This window comes from Streptomyces sp. cg36, assembly GCF_041080675.1.
Taxonomy (GTDB): domain Bacteria; phylum Actinomycetota; class Actinomycetes; order Streptomycetales; family Streptomycetaceae; genus Streptomyces.
The window spans coordinates 5,037,990-5,057,309 of sequence record NZ_CP163520.1 but is presented as its reverse complement, the minus strand read 5'-3'; the positions used below and the strand labels follow the sequence as shown (position 1 = coordinate 5,057,309).

General features: G+C 73.6%; 16 protein-coding genes and 1 tRNA gene. 14 read left to right on the top strand and 3 right to left on the bottom strand.

Annotation, left to right across the window (positions count from 1 at the left end):
• Positions 1 to 42 precede the first annotated feature (42 nt).
• The 7 genes from AB5J87_RS22405 (at position 43) to AB5J87_RS22375 (ending at position 6,489) form a co-directional block, all read left to right on the top strand.
• The gene (locus AB5J87_RS22405) at positions 43 to 924 is read left to right on the top strand and encodes a phosphatase PAP2 family protein (protein WP_369378724.1); all 882 of its coding nucleotides are present in this window, start codon (positions 43 to 45) and stop codon (positions 922 to 924) included.
• Positions 845 to 2,026: a hypothetical protein gene (locus AB5J87_RS22400; RefSeq protein ID WP_369378722.1), complete on the top strand. Its 1,182-nt coding sequence runs from the start codon at positions 845 to 847 to the stop codon at positions 2,024 to 2,026. Before AB5J87_RS22405 ends, AB5J87_RS22400 begins: the two co-directional genes overlap by 80 nt.
• Positions 2,017 to 3,603: a hypothetical protein gene (locus tag AB5J87_RS22395; protein WP_369378720.1), complete on the top strand. Its 1,587-nt coding sequence runs from the start codon at positions 2,017 to 2,019 to the stop codon at positions 3,601 to 3,603. The genes AB5J87_RS22400 and AB5J87_RS22395 overlap by 10 nt, the downstream gene beginning before the upstream one ends.
• A complete protein-coding gene (locus AB5J87_RS22390; RefSeq protein ID WP_369378718.1) occupies positions 3,600 to 4,943 on the top strand; it encodes an AAA domain-containing protein in 1,344 nt (447 codons plus the stop codon). The genes AB5J87_RS22395 and AB5J87_RS22390 overlap by 4 nt, the downstream gene beginning before the upstream one ends.
• Before the next feature lie 131 nt (positions 4,944 to 5,074).
• Positions 5,075 to 5,425, top strand: a complete 351-nt coding sequence (locus AB5J87_RS22385) for a hypothetical protein (protein WP_369378716.1) — start codon at positions 5,075 to 5,077, stop codon at positions 5,423 to 5,425.
• A gap of 382 nt (positions 5,426 to 5,807) precedes the next feature.
• Positions 5,808 to 6,425, top strand: coding sequence for a bifunctional DNA primase/polymerase (locus AB5J87_RS22380; RefSeq protein ID WP_369378715.1), 618 nt, complete (start codon positions 5,808 to 5,810; stop codon positions 6,423 to 6,425).
• Positions 6,416 to 6,489 (top strand) — tRNA-Lys (locus AB5J87_RS22375). The genes AB5J87_RS22380 and AB5J87_RS22375 overlap by 10 nt, the downstream gene beginning before the upstream one ends.
• 63 nt (positions 6,490 to 6,552) lie before the next feature.
• On the opposite strand, the gene AB5J87_RS22370 is transcribed toward AB5J87_RS22375, so the two are convergent.
• A complete protein-coding gene (locus AB5J87_RS22370; protein WP_369383626.1) occupies positions 6,553 to 7,791 on the bottom strand; it encodes a M6 family metalloprotease domain-containing protein in 1,239 nt (412 codons plus the stop codon).
• A 360-nt stretch (positions 7,792 to 8,151) separates the two neighbouring features.
• Here AB5J87_RS22370 and AB5J87_RS22365 point away from each other — a divergent pair, with 360 nt between their 5' ends.
• Positions 8,152 to 10,014 (top strand): putative bifunctional diguanylate cyclase/phosphodiesterase, encoded by a 1,863-nt coding sequence (locus AB5J87_RS22365; RefSeq protein ID WP_369378714.1) that lies wholly within the window; start codon positions 8,152 to 8,154, stop codon positions 10,012 to 10,014.
• A gap of 635 nt (positions 10,015 to 10,649) precedes the next feature.
• On the opposite strand, the gene AB5J87_RS22360 is transcribed toward AB5J87_RS22365, so the two are convergent.
• Both AB5J87_RS22360 and AB5J87_RS22355 read right to left on the bottom strand, forming a co-directional pair.
• A complete protein-coding gene (locus tag AB5J87_RS22360) occupies positions 10,650 to 12,371 on the bottom strand; it encodes a glycosyl hydrolase family 18 protein (RefSeq protein WP_369378713.1) in 1,722 nt (573 codons plus the stop codon).
• Positions 12,372 to 12,609: 238 nt separating this feature from the next.
• Entirely contained in the window at positions 12,610 to 13,698 is a 1,089-nt protein-coding gene (locus AB5J87_RS22355) for an LLM class flavin-dependent oxidoreductase (protein WP_369378712.1), read from the bottom strand.
• Between the two features lie 171 nt (positions 13,699 to 13,869).
• On the opposite strand from AB5J87_RS22355, the gene AB5J87_RS22350 reads away from it, so the two are divergent.
• From AB5J87_RS22350 to AB5J87_RS22325, 6 genes are all read left to right on the top strand, one after another.
• Complete coding sequence (locus AB5J87_RS22350) at positions 13,870 to 15,255, top strand: amidase (RefSeq protein ID WP_369378710.1); 1,386 nt, start codon at positions 13,870 to 13,872, stop codon at positions 15,253 to 15,255.
• Between the two features lie 44 nt (positions 15,256 to 15,299).
• Positions 15,300 to 16,154 (top strand): ectoine/hydroxyectoine ABC transporter substrate-binding protein EhuB, encoded by an 855-nt coding sequence (ehuB, locus tag AB5J87_RS22345; RefSeq protein ID WP_369378709.1) that lies wholly within the window; start codon positions 15,300 to 15,302, stop codon positions 16,152 to 16,154.
• Positions 16,151 to 16,810 (top strand): ectoine/hydroxyectoine ABC transporter permease subunit EhuC, encoded by a 660-nt coding sequence (gene ehuC, locus AB5J87_RS22340; RefSeq protein WP_369378708.1) that lies wholly within the window; start codon positions 16,151 to 16,153, stop codon positions 16,808 to 16,810. Before ehuB ends, ehuC begins: the two co-directional genes overlap by 4 nt.
• On the top strand, positions 16,810 to 17,505 hold the full coding sequence (ehuD, locus tag AB5J87_RS22335; protein ID WP_369378706.1) for an ectoine/hydroxyectoine ABC transporter permease subunit EhuD: 696 nt from the start codon (positions 16,810 to 16,812) through the stop codon (positions 17,503 to 17,505). The genes ehuC and ehuD overlap by 1 nt, the downstream gene beginning before the upstream one ends.
• Before the next feature lie 43 nt (positions 17,506 to 17,548).
• Positions 17,549 to 18,319 carry an amino acid ABC transporter ATP-binding protein gene (locus tag AB5J87_RS22330; RefSeq protein WP_369383625.1) on the top strand — a complete coding sequence of 257 codons (771 nt, stop codon included), beginning with the start codon at positions 17,549 to 17,551 and terminating at the stop codon, positions 18,317 to 18,319.
• Between the two features lie 177 nt (positions 18,320 to 18,496).
• Positions 18,497 to 19,255: an IclR family transcriptional regulator gene (locus AB5J87_RS22325; protein ID WP_369378705.1), complete on the top strand. Its 759-nt coding sequence runs from the start codon at positions 18,497 to 18,499 to the stop codon at positions 19,253 to 19,255.
• The last annotated feature ends 65 nt before the right edge of the window (positions 19,256 to 19,320 follow it).

The following is a 19,320-nucleotide window of genomic DNA, read 5'->3' as shown; positions in this document are numbered from 1 at the left end:
GCCCCGAAGGGGCCCTGAAGAAGAGATGGAGAGGGTCCGGAGATGCAGCACCCCGCGCCTCGGCCCCGCTGGTGGACCGAGCTGCCGCTCATCGCCATCGTCTATGCCGCCTACTCGGCGGGCCGCCTCCTGGTGAGCGGCAGCGAGTCGCAGGCCGTCGAGCACGGCCTGGCGATCCTGCGCATGGAGAAGTACCTGCACATCAACGCGGAGCACCCGCTCAACCGGCTCTTCACCCGCACCCCGGAGATCGGCGTACCCGCGGACTTCGCGTACGCGTCGCTGCACTACCTGGTCACCCCGGCCGTCCTGGTGTGGCTGTTCCGGCGCCGCCCGGTGCAGTACCGCGCGGCCCGCACCTGGCTGATGCTCTCCACCCTCCTCGGACTCGTCGGCTTCTCCCTGCTGCCGACCTGCCCGCCCCGGCTGCTCGACGCCTCCCACGGCTTCGTGGACACCATGGCGCAGTACAGCTCGTACGGCTGGTGGGGCGGCGAGGCGAGCGCGCCGCGCGGCATGGGCGGCATGACCAACCAGTACGCGGCGATGCCCAGCCTGCACGTCGGCTGGGCGCTGTGGTGCGGCGTCATGCTGTGGCGCTTCGGCGGCAACCGCTGGACCCGCGTCCTGGGCGTCGCCTACCCGGTGACCATCGCGTTCGTGGTGATGGGCACCGCCAACCACTATCTGCTGGACGCGGTCGCGGGCGTCGCCGTGATGGGCGTCGGGTTCCTGCTGGCGCGGCCCGCGATGCGGCTCGCGGACCGGGTCAGGGCCCGGGTCGCACCCGGCACATTCGGCGCACGGGCCCCGATTGTCAGCGCCGGATGCAAGACTTCCACGGGTGAGCGAATCCCAGGGCAGCGCGCGTCCGAAGACTCCACCGCGGGAGCGGACGACAGCCATCCGTCAGCGGCTCGCTGAGCTGCGCGGTCCCACGGCCGTGCCGCGCCCGCTGGACGCCCGGGCGCTCGCGGCGCTCGCCGCCAACCCGGGCTGCCGCAGACGCGCCCTGCTGGACGGGGCGGGTGTCGACAAGGGCGCGCTCGCCCAGGCGCTCGGCTCGCCGTCGGCGGCGTTCGGCCAGTCCCAGTTCGCCATCGCGCGCGGCAACACCTTCGAGGCCCGGGTCAAGTCCGACGGCGGCGCGGAGCTGCTGCGGCTGCTGTGCGAGCACACCGGCGCCGAGCCGCCGGCCGACGCGGTGGTCCCGGAGCTGGCCGCGGCCGGTCCCGAGGGCCGCGCGGCGCGCACCGCGCTGGCGCTGCGCGAGGCGAGCGCGGCGGGCACCTGGACCCTCCTCGACCACCCGATGCTCGCCCTGGAGGTGGCGGGCTCCCCGGCCTATCTGGAGCCGGACGCGGTGGTGGTCGCCCCCGACGGCCGCTGGACGGTCGTCGAGATCAAGTCCTTCCCGATGATCGACGCGGCGGCCGACCCGGCGAAGGTCGGCGCGGCGGCCCGCCAGGCCGCGGTGTACGTGCTGGCGCTGGAGCGGGTGGCGGGCCTGCTGGGCGCCGCCCCGGCCGGACCCGCCGGGCGCGTCGCGCACAGCGTGCTGCTGGTGTGCCCCAAGGACTTCTCCAACCTGCCGACCGCCTCGCTGGTCGACGTCCGCAAGCAGCTGTCGGTGACCCGGCGCCAGCTGGCCCGGCTCACCCGGATCGAGGACATCGCCGCGGCCCTGCCCCCCGGCGCCTGCTTCGACCCCGGGCTGCCGCCCACCGAGCTGGCCGGCGCGGTCGAGTCGGTCCCCGCGGCGTACGCGCCGGAGTGCCTGGCCGCCTGCGAGCTGGCCTTCCACTGCCGCGACCGGGCCCGCGCCCAGGACGCGGTCACGGCGCTCGGGCGCGGACTGCGGGCCGAGCTCGGCGGTCTGACCACCATCGGCGCCGTGCTCTCCGCCGCGCGCGGCGCCACCGGCGACGCGGCCGACCCCGCCGTCGCCGCCCTGCGCCGGGCCGCCGCCCTGCGCGCCGAGGCGCTGTCCGCGCCGCGCGCGCCCCAGGAGGCCGGATGTCCCTGATCACCTCGCTCGCCCGGCTGGAGGCCGCCGAGGCCGGACGGGCCGCGCCGCTGGCCACCGTGCGCCACCGGCACCTGTCCGCGCGCCCGCTGGTCCTGGTGCCGCTGACCACCTCCGGCGAGGCCGGGGCGCCGCTGGGCGCGCTGGTGGGCACCGACCGCGAGCGGCCCCGGCTGCTGGTGGTGGCGCAGCCGCGCGACCGCGAGCTGCGCTTCGCCTTCCTGGCCGAGCTGGCCGACGCGGTCCTGCCGCACCTGGAGGCGTACGCGGACGAGGTGGAGGAGGCCGAGCGCAACGAGACCGACCCGGAGACCGGCAAGAAGGTCAAGGTCGAGGTCGAGCTGTGCGCGGACGCGCCGCAGATCGTGGTGCCGGGCCGGGCCGCCGTCGACTTCGTCCGGCTGCTCGGCCGCTCGATGCGCTTTCGCCGCACCGCCGAGCAGGACCCGGACACCCCGCACCCCGCGCCCCCGCGCGTCCCGCTGCTCGGCCGCTGGCTCACGCACTACGGGGAGCGCGCCCGCGTCCCCGGCTCGGCGCTGCTGCTCGCCGCCACCGACCTGCTGGGCCGGCACTGGGCGACCGGCCAGTCCAGCCTGGAGGACCAGCACCTGGGGGCGCTGCTGGCCTGGATCGACCCGCCCGAGGGCGTCACCGGCGCCGAGGCGGCGCTGGCGGCCGAGCTGGCCCGGGACGGGGCCGGACAGCTGCTGTGCCCGCCCGCCGGTCCGGCCACCGACCCGGCGTTCGACAACAAGCTGCTCGCCCCGGCGATCGACCGCTACGACCGGGCCCGCCAGGCGGTGCACGCGGCGGAGGACGGGGAGGCGGCCGACGCCCTGCTGGTCGGCCTGGCCCGCGCCGAGAGCGAGATCCGCGAGCTGGTCGCGGCCCAGCTGCGGCCCACCTGGGAGTCGGTGTGGCGCGCCCTGGACCTGCTGGAGGAGCTGCCCGAGGCACCGCGCGCGCGGGAGCGCTGGACCCGCGACCGCTGGTCCTTCACCGCCCACCGCGACCGGGTGCGCGCCGGTGAGCCGCCCCAGCCCCGCCGCGACGACGCGGTGGCGGCGGCGGCCAAGCTGGCCTCCCGCGAGAGCGCCCAGGCGCAGCTGGAGGCGCAGGAGGCGCTGGACGACCCGCTGGTGATGGCCGGGCGCAGACTGGCCGGGGAGGCGTTCGCGGGCGAGGTCGTCGAGGTGGTGATGGCCTGGTCGGAGTCGAAGCGGCCGAGCCCGCGCCCCCTGCTCACCGTCCGCACCGAGGACGCGCCGCACCTGGCCGAGCGCGCGAAGGTGTTCCGCTCGCTGGACGGCAGGCCGCAGTCCGCCGAGTTCGTCGGGTACGAGCCGGACGGCGCCCTGGTGCTGCGGCTGCTCGACAAGATGGGCCGCGGCAAGGACCCCGCGCCCGGCTCGGTCCCGGACAAGGGCGCGGCCGTGTGCTGGACGCTCTTCGAGCACGACCCGCGCGGCGGGCCCCGGCTGCCCGACCCGGAGGCCACCCCCTGGACGCACGGCGGCCCGCCCGGCACCGGCGCCGAGCACCCCGACCCCCAGACCCCGGAGGACCTGCTGTGACCGGCACCGACCGCGGCTTCGACCCGGGCGCGGCGGCGGCCGGGGCCACGGAGCGGATCCTCCACGACACCCTGCACTCGGAGGCGCGGGGCGTGGTGGTGGACTCCCCGCCGGGCGCCGGCAAGTCGACGCTGGTGGTGCGCGCGGCGCTGGAACTGGCCGCCGCCGGAAGCCCGTTGATGGTGGTCGCGCAGACCAACGCCCAGGTCGACGACCTGGTGGCGCGGCTCGCCGAGAAGGAGCCGGAGCTGCCCGTCGGCCGACTGCACAGCAGCGACTCCGACCCGTACGACAAGGCGCTGGACGACCTGGCGAACGTACGGAAGTCGGCGAAGGCGGGCGATCTGGCGGGCCTGGACATCGTGCTGTCGACCGCCGCGAAGTGGGCGCACGTCAAGGACGTGGAGCCGTGGGGCCACGCGATCGTGGACGAGGCGTACCAGATGCGCTCCGACGCGCTGCTCGCGGTGGCCGGGCTGTTCGAGCGAGCGCTGTTCGTGGGCGACCCGGGCCAGCTGGACCCGTTCGCGATCGCCGACTCCGAACAGTGGGCGGGGCTCAGCTACGACCCGTCGGCGAGCGCGGTGACCACGCTGCTGGCGCACAACCCGACGCTGCCGCAGCACCGGCTGCCGGTCTCCTGGCGGCTGCCCGCGTCGGCGGCGCCGCTGGTCTCGGACGCGTTCTACCCGTACACCCGCTTCCAGAGCGGCACCGACCACGGCGACCGGCGCCTCGCCTTCGGCGTCCCCTCCGACGGCTCGGCCCCCGACCGGGCGCTCGACGAGGCGGCCGAGTCGGGCTGGGCCCTGCTGGAGCTGCCCGCCCGGCACACCCCGCGCACCGACCCCGAGGCGGTACGGGCGGTGGCCCGGGTGGTCCGCCGCCTCCTCGACCGGGGCGGGGCCGCCACCAGCGAGCGCTCCCCGGACCCGGTGCCGCTCACCGCGGCCCGGATCGCCGTCGGCACCGCCCACCGCGACCAGGCGGCGGCCGTGCGGGCGGCGCTCGCGGAGCTGGGCGTGAGCGGGGTCGCGGTCGACACGGCGAACCGGCTGCAGGGCCGCGAGTTCGACGTCACGGTCGTCCTGCACCCGCTGTCGGGCCGCCCCGACGCGACCGCCTTCCACCTGGAGACGGGCCGGCTGTGCGTCCTGGCCTCCCGGCACCGGCACGCCTGCATCGTGGTGTGCCGGGCGGGCGTGGCCGACCTGCTGGACGAGCACCCCTCGACCGAGCCGGTGCAGCTGGGCGTCACGGTGAAGTTCCCGGACGGCTGGGAGGCGAACCACGCGGTACTGACGCATCTGGCGGAGCACCGGGTGGTGTGGCGGCCCTAGGCACGCGTACGCCGGGGGCGCGTCGGGGGGGCGCGCGGGGCGGCCGAAGCGCACTTGCGGGGCGCGGGACAATGGAGGGTGGCCCGGGGCGAACACCGGGCCGCTGGACTGTACGGCAGGAGGAGACCCTGATGGCGGAGCCCGAGCGGACCGAGCGGAAAGAGCTGCGGCTGAGGCCCGCGCCGTTGCTGTTCGAGCCCGCCGAGGCCGCCGCCGACCCGGAGCACTTCTTCGACCTGGAGTCGATCGAGGACCCCCGGGAGCTGCTGTCGCGCTCCACGGAGCTGGCGCTGGCGTTCCGGGCGGCGGCGGACCGGGCGGTGGAGTTCCAGGCGATCGCGGCGGCCCAGCTGGCGGATCCGCGCCGCTTCGACCGGCTGACGGCGGCGGACATCGCGGAGCGGGCTCGGTGGACCGAGGACTACGCGAAGAAGATGGTGGAGTTCGGGCGGGAGTTGGTGCGGGGGGCTGAGCGGGGGTAGGGGGCGGGCCTCCTCGGCCGCGCGCTTTTGGGCCGGGACGTTGTCTGCGGGCCGTGGTCGCTTCTCGCGCCCGCGCGGCGGAGCCGCACCATGTCGCAGCCCCGCGCACCTATCGGCCGGGCTTCGTCCGCGGACCGTGGGTGGCTGGTCGCGCAGTTCCCCGCGCCCCTTTTGGGCCGGACTTTGTCTGCGGGCCATGGTCGCTTCTCGCGCCCGCGCGGGGGAGCCGCGCAATACCACAGCCCCGGGCGCCCTCGCCGGCCTCCCCCGAAGCCCCCGGCATATGCCTGGGGACCGGCAAGATACTCCCTCCTGGGGCCGGTGTCCTGGGTTCGGGGAATTCCTTCTGGGGCGGGGGGCCGGGGCCGTAGTTCTAGTGCCTATGAGCATCATGTGGCGCGACGAAGCCCTGCTCCCCCGTGACGGCGCCGGGGAGGTGACCCCCGCGGGTGCCGCCTGGCTGGCGTCGGCGGCGGCGTATCCGCGCAGCACCCTCGCGCTGTGGGAGGAGCGGCCGGGCGCCCCCGCCGTGCTGCCCTGCGGGTCCGTCTTCGACGTGGTCAACGTGCCCGCCGTGTTCGGGCGCCGGATGCTGGACCGGCTGTGGACCGAGGGCGCGGGCTCCGGCCCGGTGGCCCAGCACCGCGGCCGGATGCTGCTCTTCACCGCCCCCGGCACCGCCCACCGCCTCCCCGCGCTGCTCGACTGGGAGGAGTGGACCCTCGTACCGCCGCTGCTGTGCCACGGCGTGGGCGACGCGGTCACCGTGCCCCCGCCGCTGCCCTGCGAGCAGTCCGGCGCGGCGCGCTGGCTGGTGGCCCCCGACACCCGTCACCCGTGGCTGCCGGGGCCCGACGTCCTGCTGTGGGCCTGCGTCCGGGCGGCCCGCGACGGCGGCCCCGGGGCGGGTCCCGGCGGCGCCCGGGGCGAGCACCGCTCATCGATTTTTCCTCCCGCCGATCAGGATGCTAAGGTCTACGACGTCAGCAGGCGCCGCTAGCTCAGTTGGTTAGAGCAGCTGACTCTTAATCAGCGGGTCCGGGGTTCGAGTCCCTGGCGGCGCACAGACGGAGAAGGCCCCCCGCGCGAGCGGGGGGCCTTCTCGTATGCCCGGCGGACGTCCGCGGCTACGGCGTGACCCGTACCGTCCACGCCCCGGACCGCGTCTTGCCGGTCACCTCGACCCGGATCCCCTCCCCCGGCACGGTGTACGTCTCGCCGACCCCCAGCGGGGCGTCCGCGAGGGCCGGGTAGACCGAGTGCTCCCAGCACGCCCCGGTGTCGGGGTGCGTGTCCAGGACCTCGACGGGCCCGGTGCCGGACGCGGACTCGCTGCGGACCCGGTAGATCAGCACGCCTTCCGTGCACGTCGTACGGTCGTTGCCGAAGGCGCCGCGCACCTCCATGGCGATCGCGCTGCCGTCGCCGGTGCGCACCACCGCGAGCCGCACCCCGCCCGGCCCGCCGCGCGCGGCGGACTCGCCGAGCGGCACCAGGCTCAGCCGGGTGGAGCCGCGGGTCGCCACGCACGCCACCTGCCGCCGGTCCAGCCAGCCCAGCTTCCACTTGTGCCAGCCGAGCGGGTCCGGCGCCATCCCGAACTGGCTGCCCATCACGTCCCAGTCGCCCACGTACGTGTCCCAGTCGCCCTTGCCGTCCATCGGGCGGTGGTAGAGGTCCGGCAGGTCGAAGACGTGGCCGGTCTCGTGGGCCAGCACATTGCGGTCCGGGGGGTGCTGCTCGAAGACGGTGACCACTCTTTTGAGGTCAGTTCCGTCGACCCGCAGCGGCTGGTCGAAGTTGACGACCTTGGTGGCGTCCGAGTCGACGCCGGGCGCGTCCGGGTCGGCCACCAGGTAAACAATGTCGTACCGGGAGAAATCGACCGAGGGGTCGGCGGCGGTGATCGCGTCGCGCAGGTACTCGGTGCGCCGGTCGGGGTCCCAGTCGCGCTCTATCCGGTACGCGGTGGATGCCTTCGGCATCTTCACCCAGCTCTGCTGCGGATGCGGCGCCAGCCTGAACTTGCCGTACGAGGCGCGGGAGAAGAAGTCGCTGGTCGCGGGGAAGTAGTCGGCGGCCAGGTCCTTCGGCGCGACCGTGGGCGCCGAGTCCGGGAAGGACAGGAAGACCATCACCGCGTTCAGCGTGCGCACCGGGCGCGGATAGGCCGCGTTCCAGGTGTCGACGCCGAGCGAGTGGTGGGCCGCGGTGCGGTGCAGGGCGCAGGGCACGTCCGACTTGGCGGCCACCGCCGGGCCCGACGCGAGGCTGGTGGCGGCGAGCGCGGTGAGGGAGGTGAGCGCGGCGGCGGCACTGCGCAGCCGGACGCGCTCCACTCCCCCGGGTGTCTGCTGACGCTCCACGTCGACCTCCGGGTACGGAATGCGGGACACCTCACCCACCTTGTGCGGGATTGTCGGATTACGCCCTGTTCCGCTGCCCCAGGCGGGTGAGGGGCCCGACACCAGCCCGACACCCCGATGGCTCACCCAAAGTCACAATCGGTCACAGGAGGTCCGACCCGGGGCACACCCGCGCAGAAACGATCGGTCTCGGCTCCCGGGTGCGCATGATCACGGCCGTGGAGCTGGATCGGCCGTTGCGCCTGCCTCTATGATCGGCACACTTTCCTGCGTGGATTCAGCCCCGGGCGGCTGTCCTCCACCCGGCCGACGGCCCCGACCACATCTGTGTACGACTCGAATGGACAGCGGGAGCGAGCGGTGAGCGGAACCCCCGAAGGACCGGGCGCAGCCCCCGGGACCAAGCGGCCGCCGGTCACAGAGCGTCATCCGGACGGGCCCGAACGGGCCGTGGGGCGCCCGCCCGAACGTCACGCGGTCGGCCGCACCGCTCCCGGGCCGCGCGCCGACTACCGGGCGGCCTTCGACGCGGCCCATCTGGCGATGGCCGTCGTCGACCGCGAGGGAACGGTGATCGCGGTCAACGACGCGCTCGCCGAACTGCTCGGCGGCGCCCCCGACGACCTGCACGGCCAGGCCGCCGCCGACCTCGTGGACCTCGCCGCCGACGCCCGGACCTGGCACATCTACCAGGAAGTGCTGCGCGGCAGCCGCTCGCGGTTCCGCTGCACCCGCCGCCTCAAGCACCCCGACGGGCACTCGCTGTGGGCCGAGGTGACCGTCTCGCCCGTACCGGACGGCGCGGGCGCGCTGCTCTCCATCACCGACATCAGCGACCGCCGCGAGCTCCAGGCGCGGCTGCGCCACCTCCAGATGCACGACCCGGTGACCCGGCTGCCCAACCGGACGCTGTTCTTCGAACGGCTGGCGGGCGCGCTGGAGGCGTCCACGTACGGGCGCGGCGGCACCGGCCGCATCGGGATCTGCTACCTCGACCTCGACGGCTTCAAGGCCGTCAACGACACCCTCGGCCACCGCATCGGCGACCGGCTCCTGTCGGCCGTCGCCGCCCGCCTCACCCACTGCGCCGACCAGTGCGGCTACGCCCGCAGCGGCGGGCACCTGGTGGCGCGGCTCGGCGGCGACGAGTTCGCGGTGCTGGTCGAGGACTCCACCGGGACCGAGCAGCTGGCGGATCTGGCCAGGTCCGTACTGACCGCGCTCCAGCAGCCGTTCGACCTGGCCGGGCAGCGGCTCTCGGTGTCCGCGTCCATCGGCGTGGTGGAGCGGGCCGTCGCCGGGACCACGGCGACGGGGCTGATGCAGGACGCCGACACCACGCTGTACTGGGCCAAGGCCGACGGCAAGGCCCGCTGGACCCTCTTCGACCCCGAGCGCAACGCGCACCGGATGACCCGTCAGGCGCTCTCCTCCACGCTGCGGCCGGCCGTCGAGCGGGACGAGTTCGCGCTGGAGTACCAGCCGCTGGTGAGCATGGCCGACGGGGTCGTCGAGGGCGTCGAGGCGCTTGTCAGATGGAACCATCCGCAGTTCGGCACACTGGCGCCGAATCGGTTCATCGGAATTGCGGAAGAGGACGGCTCGATCGTCCAGCTCGGGCGCTGGGTGCTGCGCACCGCCTGCCGGCAGGCCCGGCGCTGGCAGATCGACCACCCGGACGTGCCGCCGATCTTCGTCAGCGTGAACGTCGCCGTACGCCAGGTGTGGGACTCCGACCTGGTGGCGGACGTCGCCGGAATCCTCGCCGAGACGGGGCTGGCGCCGCACCTGCTGCAGCTGGAGCTCACCGAGTCCGCCGTCATGGGCTCGGCGGGGCGGCCCCTCCAGGCCCTCCAGGCGCTCTCCGACATGGGCGTGCGGATCGCCATCGACGACTTCGGCACGGGGTACTCGAACCTGGCGTACCTGTCGCGGCTGCCGGTGTCCGTCCTCAAGCTCGACGGGTCCTTCGTACGGGGCTTCCAGTACGACGAGGGGGGCGCGCACCCCAACCCGGCCGACGAGACGATCGTCGAGACGCTGGTGCAGCTGGCGCACCGGCTGGGGCTGAAGGTGACGGCGGAGTGCGTCGAGACGGTGCATCAGGCTGGGCGGTTGCGGCGGATCGGGTGCGATACGGGGCAGGGGTGGTTGTATTCGCGGGCGATCGCGCCGGAGCTGATCGCCACGATGCTCTCAGCCGGCTGCCGCTCCCCCGCGTGACCCTCGCGCCCGGCCTTCGCCCGCGGACCGTGGGCGGCTGGCCGCGCAGTTCCCCGCGCCCCTGGTGGGGCCGGTGTCCGTCTGCGGGCCGGTGGCGGGTCGCCCGCGCAGTTCCCCGCGCCCCTTCCGGGCCCGGACTTCATCTGCGGCCCGGTGGGGGCTTGTCGCGCAGTTCCCCGCGCCCCTGAAGACCCGCCTTCGTCCGCGGACCGTGCCCGCTTCTCGCGCAGTTCCCCGCGCCCCTGAAAGCCCCCGTGCGCCTGCGGACCGTGCCCGCTCCTCGCGCCGTTCCCCGCGCCCCTCAAGCCCGTGGCTGAGCTGACTTCTCCGGCTGCCGGGTACCCCCTAGGGGCGCGGGGAACTGCGCGAGGAGCGACCGTGGTCCGCAGGCATGGGACTGCCCAGGGGCGCGGGGAACTGCGCGACCGGCCACGCACGGTCCGCGGACGCAGTCCCTGCCCGGAAGGGGCGCGGGGAACTGCGCGACCGGCTCCCACCGGGCCGCGGGCAAACGGCTGCCCAGGGCGTGGCACGCCCCCTCGGGGCGCAGGGGGTCCGGGGATGCGCCACGGTCAGAAGAAAGCCGCCCCACCCCCGGCACGGGGTGGGGCGGCTTCCCCCTCACTGGGGGGTCATCAGCACGCGCCGAGGTCCTGCCACACACCCCAGTCGCCCGTGGTGCCCGGCTCCTCGCCCTGCGTCCACCACTTGGCCTTCCAGTTGTGGCCCTTGTAGGAGACCTGCGTACCGCCGGTGTACGTGCCGCCCTTGTCCCACGGCGTCGCCGTGCAGCCGGTCGGAGGCGTGGTCGGGGGCGTCGTCGGCGGAGTGGTCGGGGGCGTCGTGGGGGGCGTCGTCGGCGGGGTGGTGGGCGGGGTCGTCGGGTCCGGCGTCGAGGACGGGGACGAGCCGACGGCCGTGACGATCTGGTTCAGGAGCGTGGTCTTGTCGTCGAGCCCGAGCAGCGAGTACATCATCGCGCCCGCCAGCCCCCGGCTGTGCGCGTAGTCCGCGCGGGCCTGGATCGACTTCTGGTCGAGGCCGGTGAAGAACTCGCCGTCCTTGTAGAAGTAGGACGCCTTCGCCTGGTCGTCCCAGAACGTGGTCGCCGGGTTGTCGACGATCCCGCCGAGCTCCTTGTAGTGGGCGATGCCGGGCTGCTGGCTCAGCGGCCGGGCGCCGGAGGGACCGGTGGCGGTCTGGGCGAGCCCGTTCGCGGAGCCCGCCGGAACGCCCTTCCAGCCGCGGTAGTAGAACTCGTACCCGAGGGTCAGCTTGTTGGCCGGGAAGCCGCCCGCGATGCCGTACGCGGCGTTGCCGTCGATCCAGGAGTCGACCGCGTTGGCGATCGAGTACTTCTGGGTGCCGGGCTTGATGACGTCGGTGGGGTCGTTGGCGCCGGAGTACAGCGGCGACTGGTGGTAGGTCGGCCCGTCGCCGTCCCAGGCGCCGTGCATGTCGTACGTCATGACGTTGGCGTAGTCGAGGTACTGCCCGACCTTGTCCGTCTCAATGTTCTTGATCTTGTCCTGGCCGGCCGGCATCGCCGCCGTGAGCAGGTACTTCTTGCCGCCGTGCGCGGCCCCGTACGCGTCGAGCTGCTTGCGGAACTCGGCCAGCAGCAGGGTGTAGTTCTGCTTGTCCTCGGCGGCGTAGTGGTTGCCGAGGTGGCCGTCGGGCGAGCCGGGGTACTCCCAGTCGATGTCGATGCCGTCGAAGATCCCGGCGGCCGAGCCGGGGCCGCCGAAGCCGCCGTCGACCGGCAGGTCGCCCTGGATGTACTGCTTGATGCAGGAGGCCACGAGCTTCTGGCGGCCGGCGTCCGTCTTGGCCGCGTCCGAGAAGTACTTGGAGTAGCTCCAGCCGCCGATCGAGATGTTGATCTTCAGCTTGGGGTACTTGGCCTTGAGCTGCTTGAACTGGTTGAAGACGCCGACGATCGGCTGGTCCCACTTGTCGGCCACGCCGCTGACGCTGTCGGCGGCGCCGAAGGACTTCTGGTAGTCGGCGTACGAGTCGCCCGCGCCGTCACCGGCGTTGGGGTTGTTGTCGTCGCCCGCCGCCTTGTTGGCCTCGAAACAGGTGAGGTCGGTGGGGTGGATGTTGCCGAACGAGTAGTTGATGATGTCCAGCTTGCCCGCGATGCCCCGGGTGTCGAGCTGCTTGGGGTAGAAGGCGTTGCCGTACACGCTCCACTGGTCGTAGTAGGCGATCTTCACCCCGCCGGTGGAGGGCGCGGCGCTCGCGTCGGCGGCAGCGGCGGTGCCGGCCGGGCCGAGGCCCGCGAAGGCGGCCAGCGCACCGGCGGCGAGCGTCGCGGTGGTGAGGGCTGCGGCTAGAGGTCTGCGGACGGACACGGACGGCCTCCGGGGGGTGAGCGGAACGGCGGTTGGAGCAGTGATAGCGATCACCGCAGGTGCACGTCAATGGTCTGAACCAAATTGAGGACTAGACCAATTTGAGCGCGAAACCGCCTGTCAGGGAGGTGGAGCCGTCATGAGAGCCGCTCGCCACCATGGGTGACGAGCGGTTTAAGGGTGCCTTATGGATCTTGGAAGCGCCGGTGGACGCGGTGGACCACCGGCCCGGGAAAATTCAGGATTCACCTACCGGAGCGTCTCCCACCGGTGCCCCGTAGACGTCCGCGATCAGCTCGTAGGAGCGCAGCCGGACCTCCGGGCCGTGCGCGTTCGCGGTCAGCATCAGCTCGTCGGCGCCGGTCCGCTTCTGGAGCGCGTCCAGCCCGTCGCGGACCTCCTCGGCGGTGCCGGAGACGACGTTGGCGAGCCAGTTGTCGGCGAACTCCCGCTCCAGCGGGCTGAACGCGTACGCCTCCGCCTCCTCCGGCGTCGGCACGAGCCCGGGGCGGCCGGTGCGCAGCCGCAGCATCGACAGCGCGTTGGTGAGCGTCTGGCGCCGGGCCTCCCTCTCGTCGTCGGCGGCCAGCGCCGAGACGCCGATCAGCGCGTACGGCTCGGCCAGCACCGCGGAGGGGCGGAAGGAGGAGCGGTAGAGGTCGAGCGCGGGCACCGTGTTGGCGGCGCTGAAGTGGTGCGCGAACGCGAAGGGCAGCCCCAGCGTCCCGGCGAGGCGGGCGCTGAACCCGGACGAGCCGAGCAGCCAGATCGGCGGACGCCCGGTCGGGCCCTGCACCGGGCCGGGGACGGCGTGGATCCGCGCGTAGGGGTGCCCGTCGGGGAAGTCGTCGTCCAGGAAGCGGGTCAACTCGGCCAGCTGCTGCGGGAATTCGTCGGCGCCCTCGTCGAGGCGTTCGGTGCGGCGCAGGGCCGCCGCCGTCGCGCCGTCCGTGCCGGGCGCGCGCCCCAGGCCGAGGTCGACGCGCCCCGGGGCCAGCGCCTCCAGGGTGCCGAACTGCTCGGCGATCACCAGCGGCGCGTGGTTGGGCAGCATCACACCGCCCGAGCCGAGCCGGATGCGGTCGGTGTGGGCGGCGAGGTGGGCCAGGATGACGGCCGGGGACGAGGAGGCGACTCCGGGCATCGAGTGGTGCTCGGCGACCCAGTGGCGGGTGAAGCCGCGCCGCTCGGCGAGCCGGGCGATCTCCACGCTGGCGCGCAGGGCGCGGGTGGCGGTGTAGCCGCTGCCGACGGTCACCAGGTCCAGTACGGACAGGGGCACGGGCGCGGTCCCGAACGCCGTCCCTCGAATCTCGTCCACGTCCACCGCGTGCGCCTCCAGTCCGTCCCGTACCGCTCGATGTCCCTCTCGTACGCGCGCGTCCGTCCCGTGCGCGTACCGGAGAGCAGAACAGGAGGCAGTCTCCGTTTTATTCCCGGGACGGCCCGGGGGCCCTCGGCGCGCTGTCGATCAGGAAACCCGGGTACGAACCCGGGCATGACTGAGCCGACGACAGGCCGCACCTCGCTCGCCGACCTGACTGCCCGTCAACTCCTGGCGGGATACGGCAAGGGCGACTTCTCCCCCCTCGACGCCGTCCGCGCGGTCCTCGCGCGGATCGACGAGGTGGAGCCCCGGATCAACGCGTTCGTACGGGTGGACGCCGAGCAGGCGGTGGCCCAGGCCGAGGCGTCCGCCGCCCGGTGGCGGGCCGGGGAGCCGCAGGGGCTGCTGGACGGGGTGCCGGTGTCCGTGAAGGACGCGCTCCCGGTGGCCGGGGGCCCGACCCTGCGCGGCTCGCTCGCCCCGCCCGGCCCCGGCCCCTGGGACGTGGACGCGCCCGCCGCGGCCCGGCTGCGCGAGCACGGCGCGGTGTTCCTGGGCAAGACCACGATGCCCGAGTTCGGCTGGAAGGGGGTCACCGACTCGGCGCTCAGCGGGATCACCCGCAATCCGCACGACCCGGCCCGCACCGCGGGCGGCTCCAGCGGCGGCAGCGCGGCGGCGGTGGCGGCCGGCGCGGGCCCGCTCTCCATCGGCACGGACGGGGGCGGCTCGGTGCGCATCCCGGCCGCGTTCTGCGGAGTGGTCGGGCTGAAGCCCACCCACGGGCGGGTGCCGCTCTTCCCGCCGAGCCCGTTCGGCTCGATCGCCACAGCCGGGCCGCTGGCCAGGGACGCGGCGGACACCGCCCTGCTGCTCGACGTGATCGCCGGGGCCGACTGGCGCGACTGGTCGGCGGGCCCGGCGGCCGGGCCGGTCGCACCGGCCCTCGCCGACGGCGTGAAGGGCCTGCGGATCGCCTACTCGCCGTCCTTCGGCGGCCAGGTCGCCGTCCACCCCGAGGTCGCGGCGGCGGTCCGGGCGGCGGTGACCCGGCTGGCCGGGCTCGGCGCGTACGTGGAGGAGGCCGACCCGGACTTCGCGGACCCGGTGGCCGCCTTCCACACCCTGTGGTTCGCGGGCGCGGCCCGGGTGGTCGCCGCGCTGCCGACCGAGCGGCGGGCCGCGCTCGACCCGGGGCTGCGCGAGACAGCCGAGCAGGGCGAGCGGTACGCGGCCCGGGACTACCTGGCCGCTTCCGAGGTCCGGGCTGTGCTCGGCCACCGGATGGCCCGCTTCCACCTCACCCACGACCTGCTGGTCACCCCGGCGCTGCCGATCACCGCGTTCGAGGCGGGCGCGGAGGTGCCCAAGGGGTCGGGGCTGCGCCGCTGGACCGGGTGGACCCCGTTCACGTACCCCTTCAACCTGACCGGCCAGCCCGCCCTCACGGTCCCGGTCGGAACGGACCGGGCGGGCCTGCCCGTCGGACTGCAGCTGGTGGCCGCCCGGCACCGCGACGACCTGGTGCTGCGGGCGGCCCACGCGCTGGAGGGCTGAGCCCGGCACGCATGGCGGCGCGGAACCGGGGTAGCGGCGCCGCCATGGCTCGATCAATTGCACGACGAACGATTCTGGCCACCGGGGCCGCCGCCGCGCTCGGCGCCGCCGGCTGCTCCCGGGTGCCCGACGGCGACGCGCTGGGCCGGCTCAGATCGCAGGGGTCGGTCCGGCTGGGGATCGCCGGGGAGGTGCCGTACGGCTATGTCGACGAGGACGGCGAGTTCACCGGGGAGGCCCCCGAACTCGCCAAGGTGATCTTCAAGCGGCTCGGCATAGGCCATGTCCAGCCGGTCGCCACCGACTTCTCCTCCCTGATCCCGGGCCTCAACTCGCAGCAGTTCGACGTCGTCTCGGCGGGGATGTACCTCACCAAGGAGCGCTGCGCGCAGGTCCTGTTCGCCGACCCCGAGTACCAGATGCTCGACGCGTTCATCGTGCGCAGGGGCAACCCCAAGGGCCTGCGCGACTACGCCGACGTGGTGCGCACCCGGGCCCGCTTCGCCACCGGTGCCGGCTACGCCGAGATCCGGTACGCGGTCGCCGCCGGGATCCCGGAGAAGGACATCGTGATCCTCCAGGACCAGGTCGCCGGGTTGAACGCGGTGGAGTCCGGCCGCGTCGACGTGTTCGCCGGGACCGCCCTGACCACCCGCGCGGTCGTCAGGAAGAGCAGCCGCGCCGAGGCCACCGCGCCCTTCGCCGCCGTCGTCGACGGCAAGAGGAAGATCGACGGCGGCGGCTTCGCCTTCCGCCCCACCGACACCGCGCTGCGCGACGCCTTCAACCGCGAGATCCACAAGATGCGCGACAGCGGCGAACTCTTCCGGATCATGCGGCCGTTCGGCTTCACCCGGGCCGAGATGACCACCCTCACCGCCAAGGAGCTGTGCCGATGACGGCCGGACTGTGGCAGCACTGGGTGCTGCCGGGAATCTGGATCACCGTCCAGCTGACCGTGTACAGCGCGGCCCTGGCCGGGGCCGTCGCCTTCGGGGTCGGCATGGCCCGCACCCACCGCAGCCGGCTGGTGCGGTTCCTGGCCGGGTTCTACACCGAGGTCTTCCGGGGCATGTCCGCCCTGGTCCTGATGTTCTGGCTGTTCTTCGTGCTGCCGCCGCTGGCCGGGTGGCAGCTGGTGCCGATGTGGGCGGCCGTCCTGGCGCTCGGCCTCTCCTACGGGGCGTACGGGGCGGAGATCGTCCGGGGCGGGCTGAACTCGGTGGCCCCCGCCCAGCGCGAGGCGGGGATCGCGCTGAGCCTGACCCCCTGGCAGCGGATGCGGCTGGTGGTGCTGCCGCAGGCGGTGCCGGAGATGCTCCCGCCGTTCTGCAACCTGCTGATCGAGCTGTTGAAGGGGACCGCGCTGGTCTCGCTGCTCGGCGTCGGGGACGTCTCGTTCGCCGCGTACCTGGTCCGCCTCGCCACCCAGGACAGCGCGCGCATCTACAGCGTCACCCTCGTCATCTACTTCGTCCTCGCCTTGGGGATCACCCGCGGCATGAAGGCACTCGAGCGCCGCACCAAGGCCAACCTGGGGGTGACGGCCAAGTGATGCCCACGGCCCCGGCTCCTTCCGCCCTCGCCCAAGCGGCGCACTCGTCCTGGGACTGGTCCGCCGTCGCGGACTTCATGCCGCGCTTCTGGGACGGGGTGCTGGTCACCCTCCAGGTGCTGGCGCTCGGTTCGGTCATCTCGTTCACGCTGGGCCTCGTGTGGGCGCTGGCGCTGCGCGCCCCCTACCGGCTGGTGCGCTGGCCGGTGGCGGCCGTCACCGAGTTCATCCGCACCACGCCCCTGCTGGTGCAGCTGTTCTTCCTCTTCTTCGTGCTGCCCGAGTGGGGCGTGCGGTTCTCCGCGCTGACCACCGGCATCCTCGCCATCGGGCTGCACTACTCCACGTACACCGCGCAGGTCTACCGGGCCGGCATCGACGCCGTGCCCAGGGGCCAGTGGGAGGCGGCCACCGCGCTCAGCCTGCCCGCGCACCGCACCTGGTCCGCGGTGATCCTGCCGCAGGCGCTGCGCCGCATCGCGCCCGCGCTCGGCAACTACGTCATCTCGATGCTCAAGGACACTCCGCTGCTCGCCGGGATCAGCGTGCTGGAGATGCTCCAGCAGTCGCGGCTGGAGGGCGCTTCGACCTTCCAGTACACCGAGCCGCTGACCGTGGTCGGTGTCGCCTTCGTCCTCATCGCCTACCCGGCTTCCCTTCTCGTCCGAGCCCTGGAGCGCCGCCTTGCCCGCTGACCGTGCCCCCCACGCCCCCGCCCCCGCCGACCTGCCCGCCGAGGTGCCCGCCGACGGCGGCGCGTCCGGTCCGGCCGACTCGCCCCTGATCGTCTTCGACCAGGTCACCAAGGTCTTCGGCACCACCACCGTCCTGGACGACCTGTGCTTCTCGGTGCGGCCGGGACGCCATGTCACGCTGATCGGACCGTCCGGTTCCGGAAAGACCACGATCCTGCGGCTGCTGATGACCCTGGAGACGCCCGACTCCGGGACGATCCAGGTCAATGGGGACCGGCTCTTTCCGGCCGCCGAGAAGGAGCGCCGGGAGGCCCGCAAGAAGATCGGGATGGTCTTCCAGCAGTTCAACCTCTTCCCCAACATGACGGTGCTGCGCAACATCACCGAGGCGCCGGTCCGGGTGCTCGGGCTCTCCCCCGACGAGGCCGAGGAGCGCGCCCGGGGTCTGCTGGACCTGGTGGGCCTCGCCGACCGCAGCGGGGCCAGGCCGTCCCAGCTGTCGGGCGGTCAGCAGCAGCGGGTGGCGATCGCGCGGGCCCTGGCCATGCGCCCCCAGGTGCTGCTTCTCGACGAGGTGACCTCGGCGCTCGACCCGGAGCTGGTGGCCGGGGTGCTGGACGTGCTGCGGGACGTCGCGACCACCACCGACATCACGATGCTGTGCGTCACGCACGAGATGAACTTCGCGCGCGACATCTCCGACGAGGTCATGATGTTCGATTCCGGGAAGGTCATCGAGTCCGGTCCGCCGGAGAAAATCTTCGCCGACGCCACGCACGAACGTACGCGCGAGTTCCTGGGCGCGGTGCTCTGACCTCATGTTCCGGCCATAGATCTTGCCTTTGGCATATGCCAGACGGATGCGCCCCAGGACAGCGCCAGGGGCGCATCATCAATCTCGTCAACACCCCCACCGGAAACGGGTCTTGGCGGTTATCGTGGAATGGTGAAGCTGTCCAACCTCGCGGTCTCGACCTGCTAGGGGGAAACCGTGGCGCTGAAGCCAGAGCCGACCGCACCGTTCCATTCGGTGCAGTACGCCTTCCGCGTCCTGGAGACGATCTCCAAGCACGCGAGCGGGGTGACGGACGTCCAGATCGCCCGCGAGACCGGACTGCCCACCGCGCACCTCGCCTCGCTGCTGCTCATGCTCCGCTGCGAGGGCTATGTGGAGCAGGTGGCCGACGGGGCGTATGTGATCGGCGACTCCACCGTGCTGCTCGGCTCCGGCGTGGTGCGCCAGCAGGCCCTGGAGGCCAAGCTCCAGAGCACCCTCACCGAACTGCGCGACTCGGTGGGCGCGGCGGTCTACATCAGCCGCTACATCGACGGCGAAGTGAAGATCACGCAGTACGCGGACGGCCCCCGCGCGCCCAAGGTCAACGAGTGGGTGGACTTCCGCTCGGCGGCCCACGCCAGCGCGGTCGGCAAGTGCCTGCTCACCCAGCTCGACCAGAACGGGCGGCGCGACCACCTCTCCCGGCACAAGATCGCCCGGCTGACCTCGCGGACCATCACCAACGAGCGGGTGCTCTTCACCAAGCTGGACAGCCAGCCCGCCACGGTCCCGGTCCTCGACCTCCAGGAGTACGCGGTGGGCACGGTCTGCGCGGCCGTCCCGCTCACGGCGGGCTCGGCGGTCGGCTGCCTCGCGCTCTCGCTGCCGATCGAGCACGCCCACCGGCTGCGCTCGGCGGCCGACACCCTGAACCGGCGCGCGGCCCCGGTGGTGCTCTCACTGGCGATCTGAACGATCCAGGCGAGTCGTTTCCGCGGCGCCGGCGCGGCCCGGCCGGGTGGTTCTGAGCACCCCCG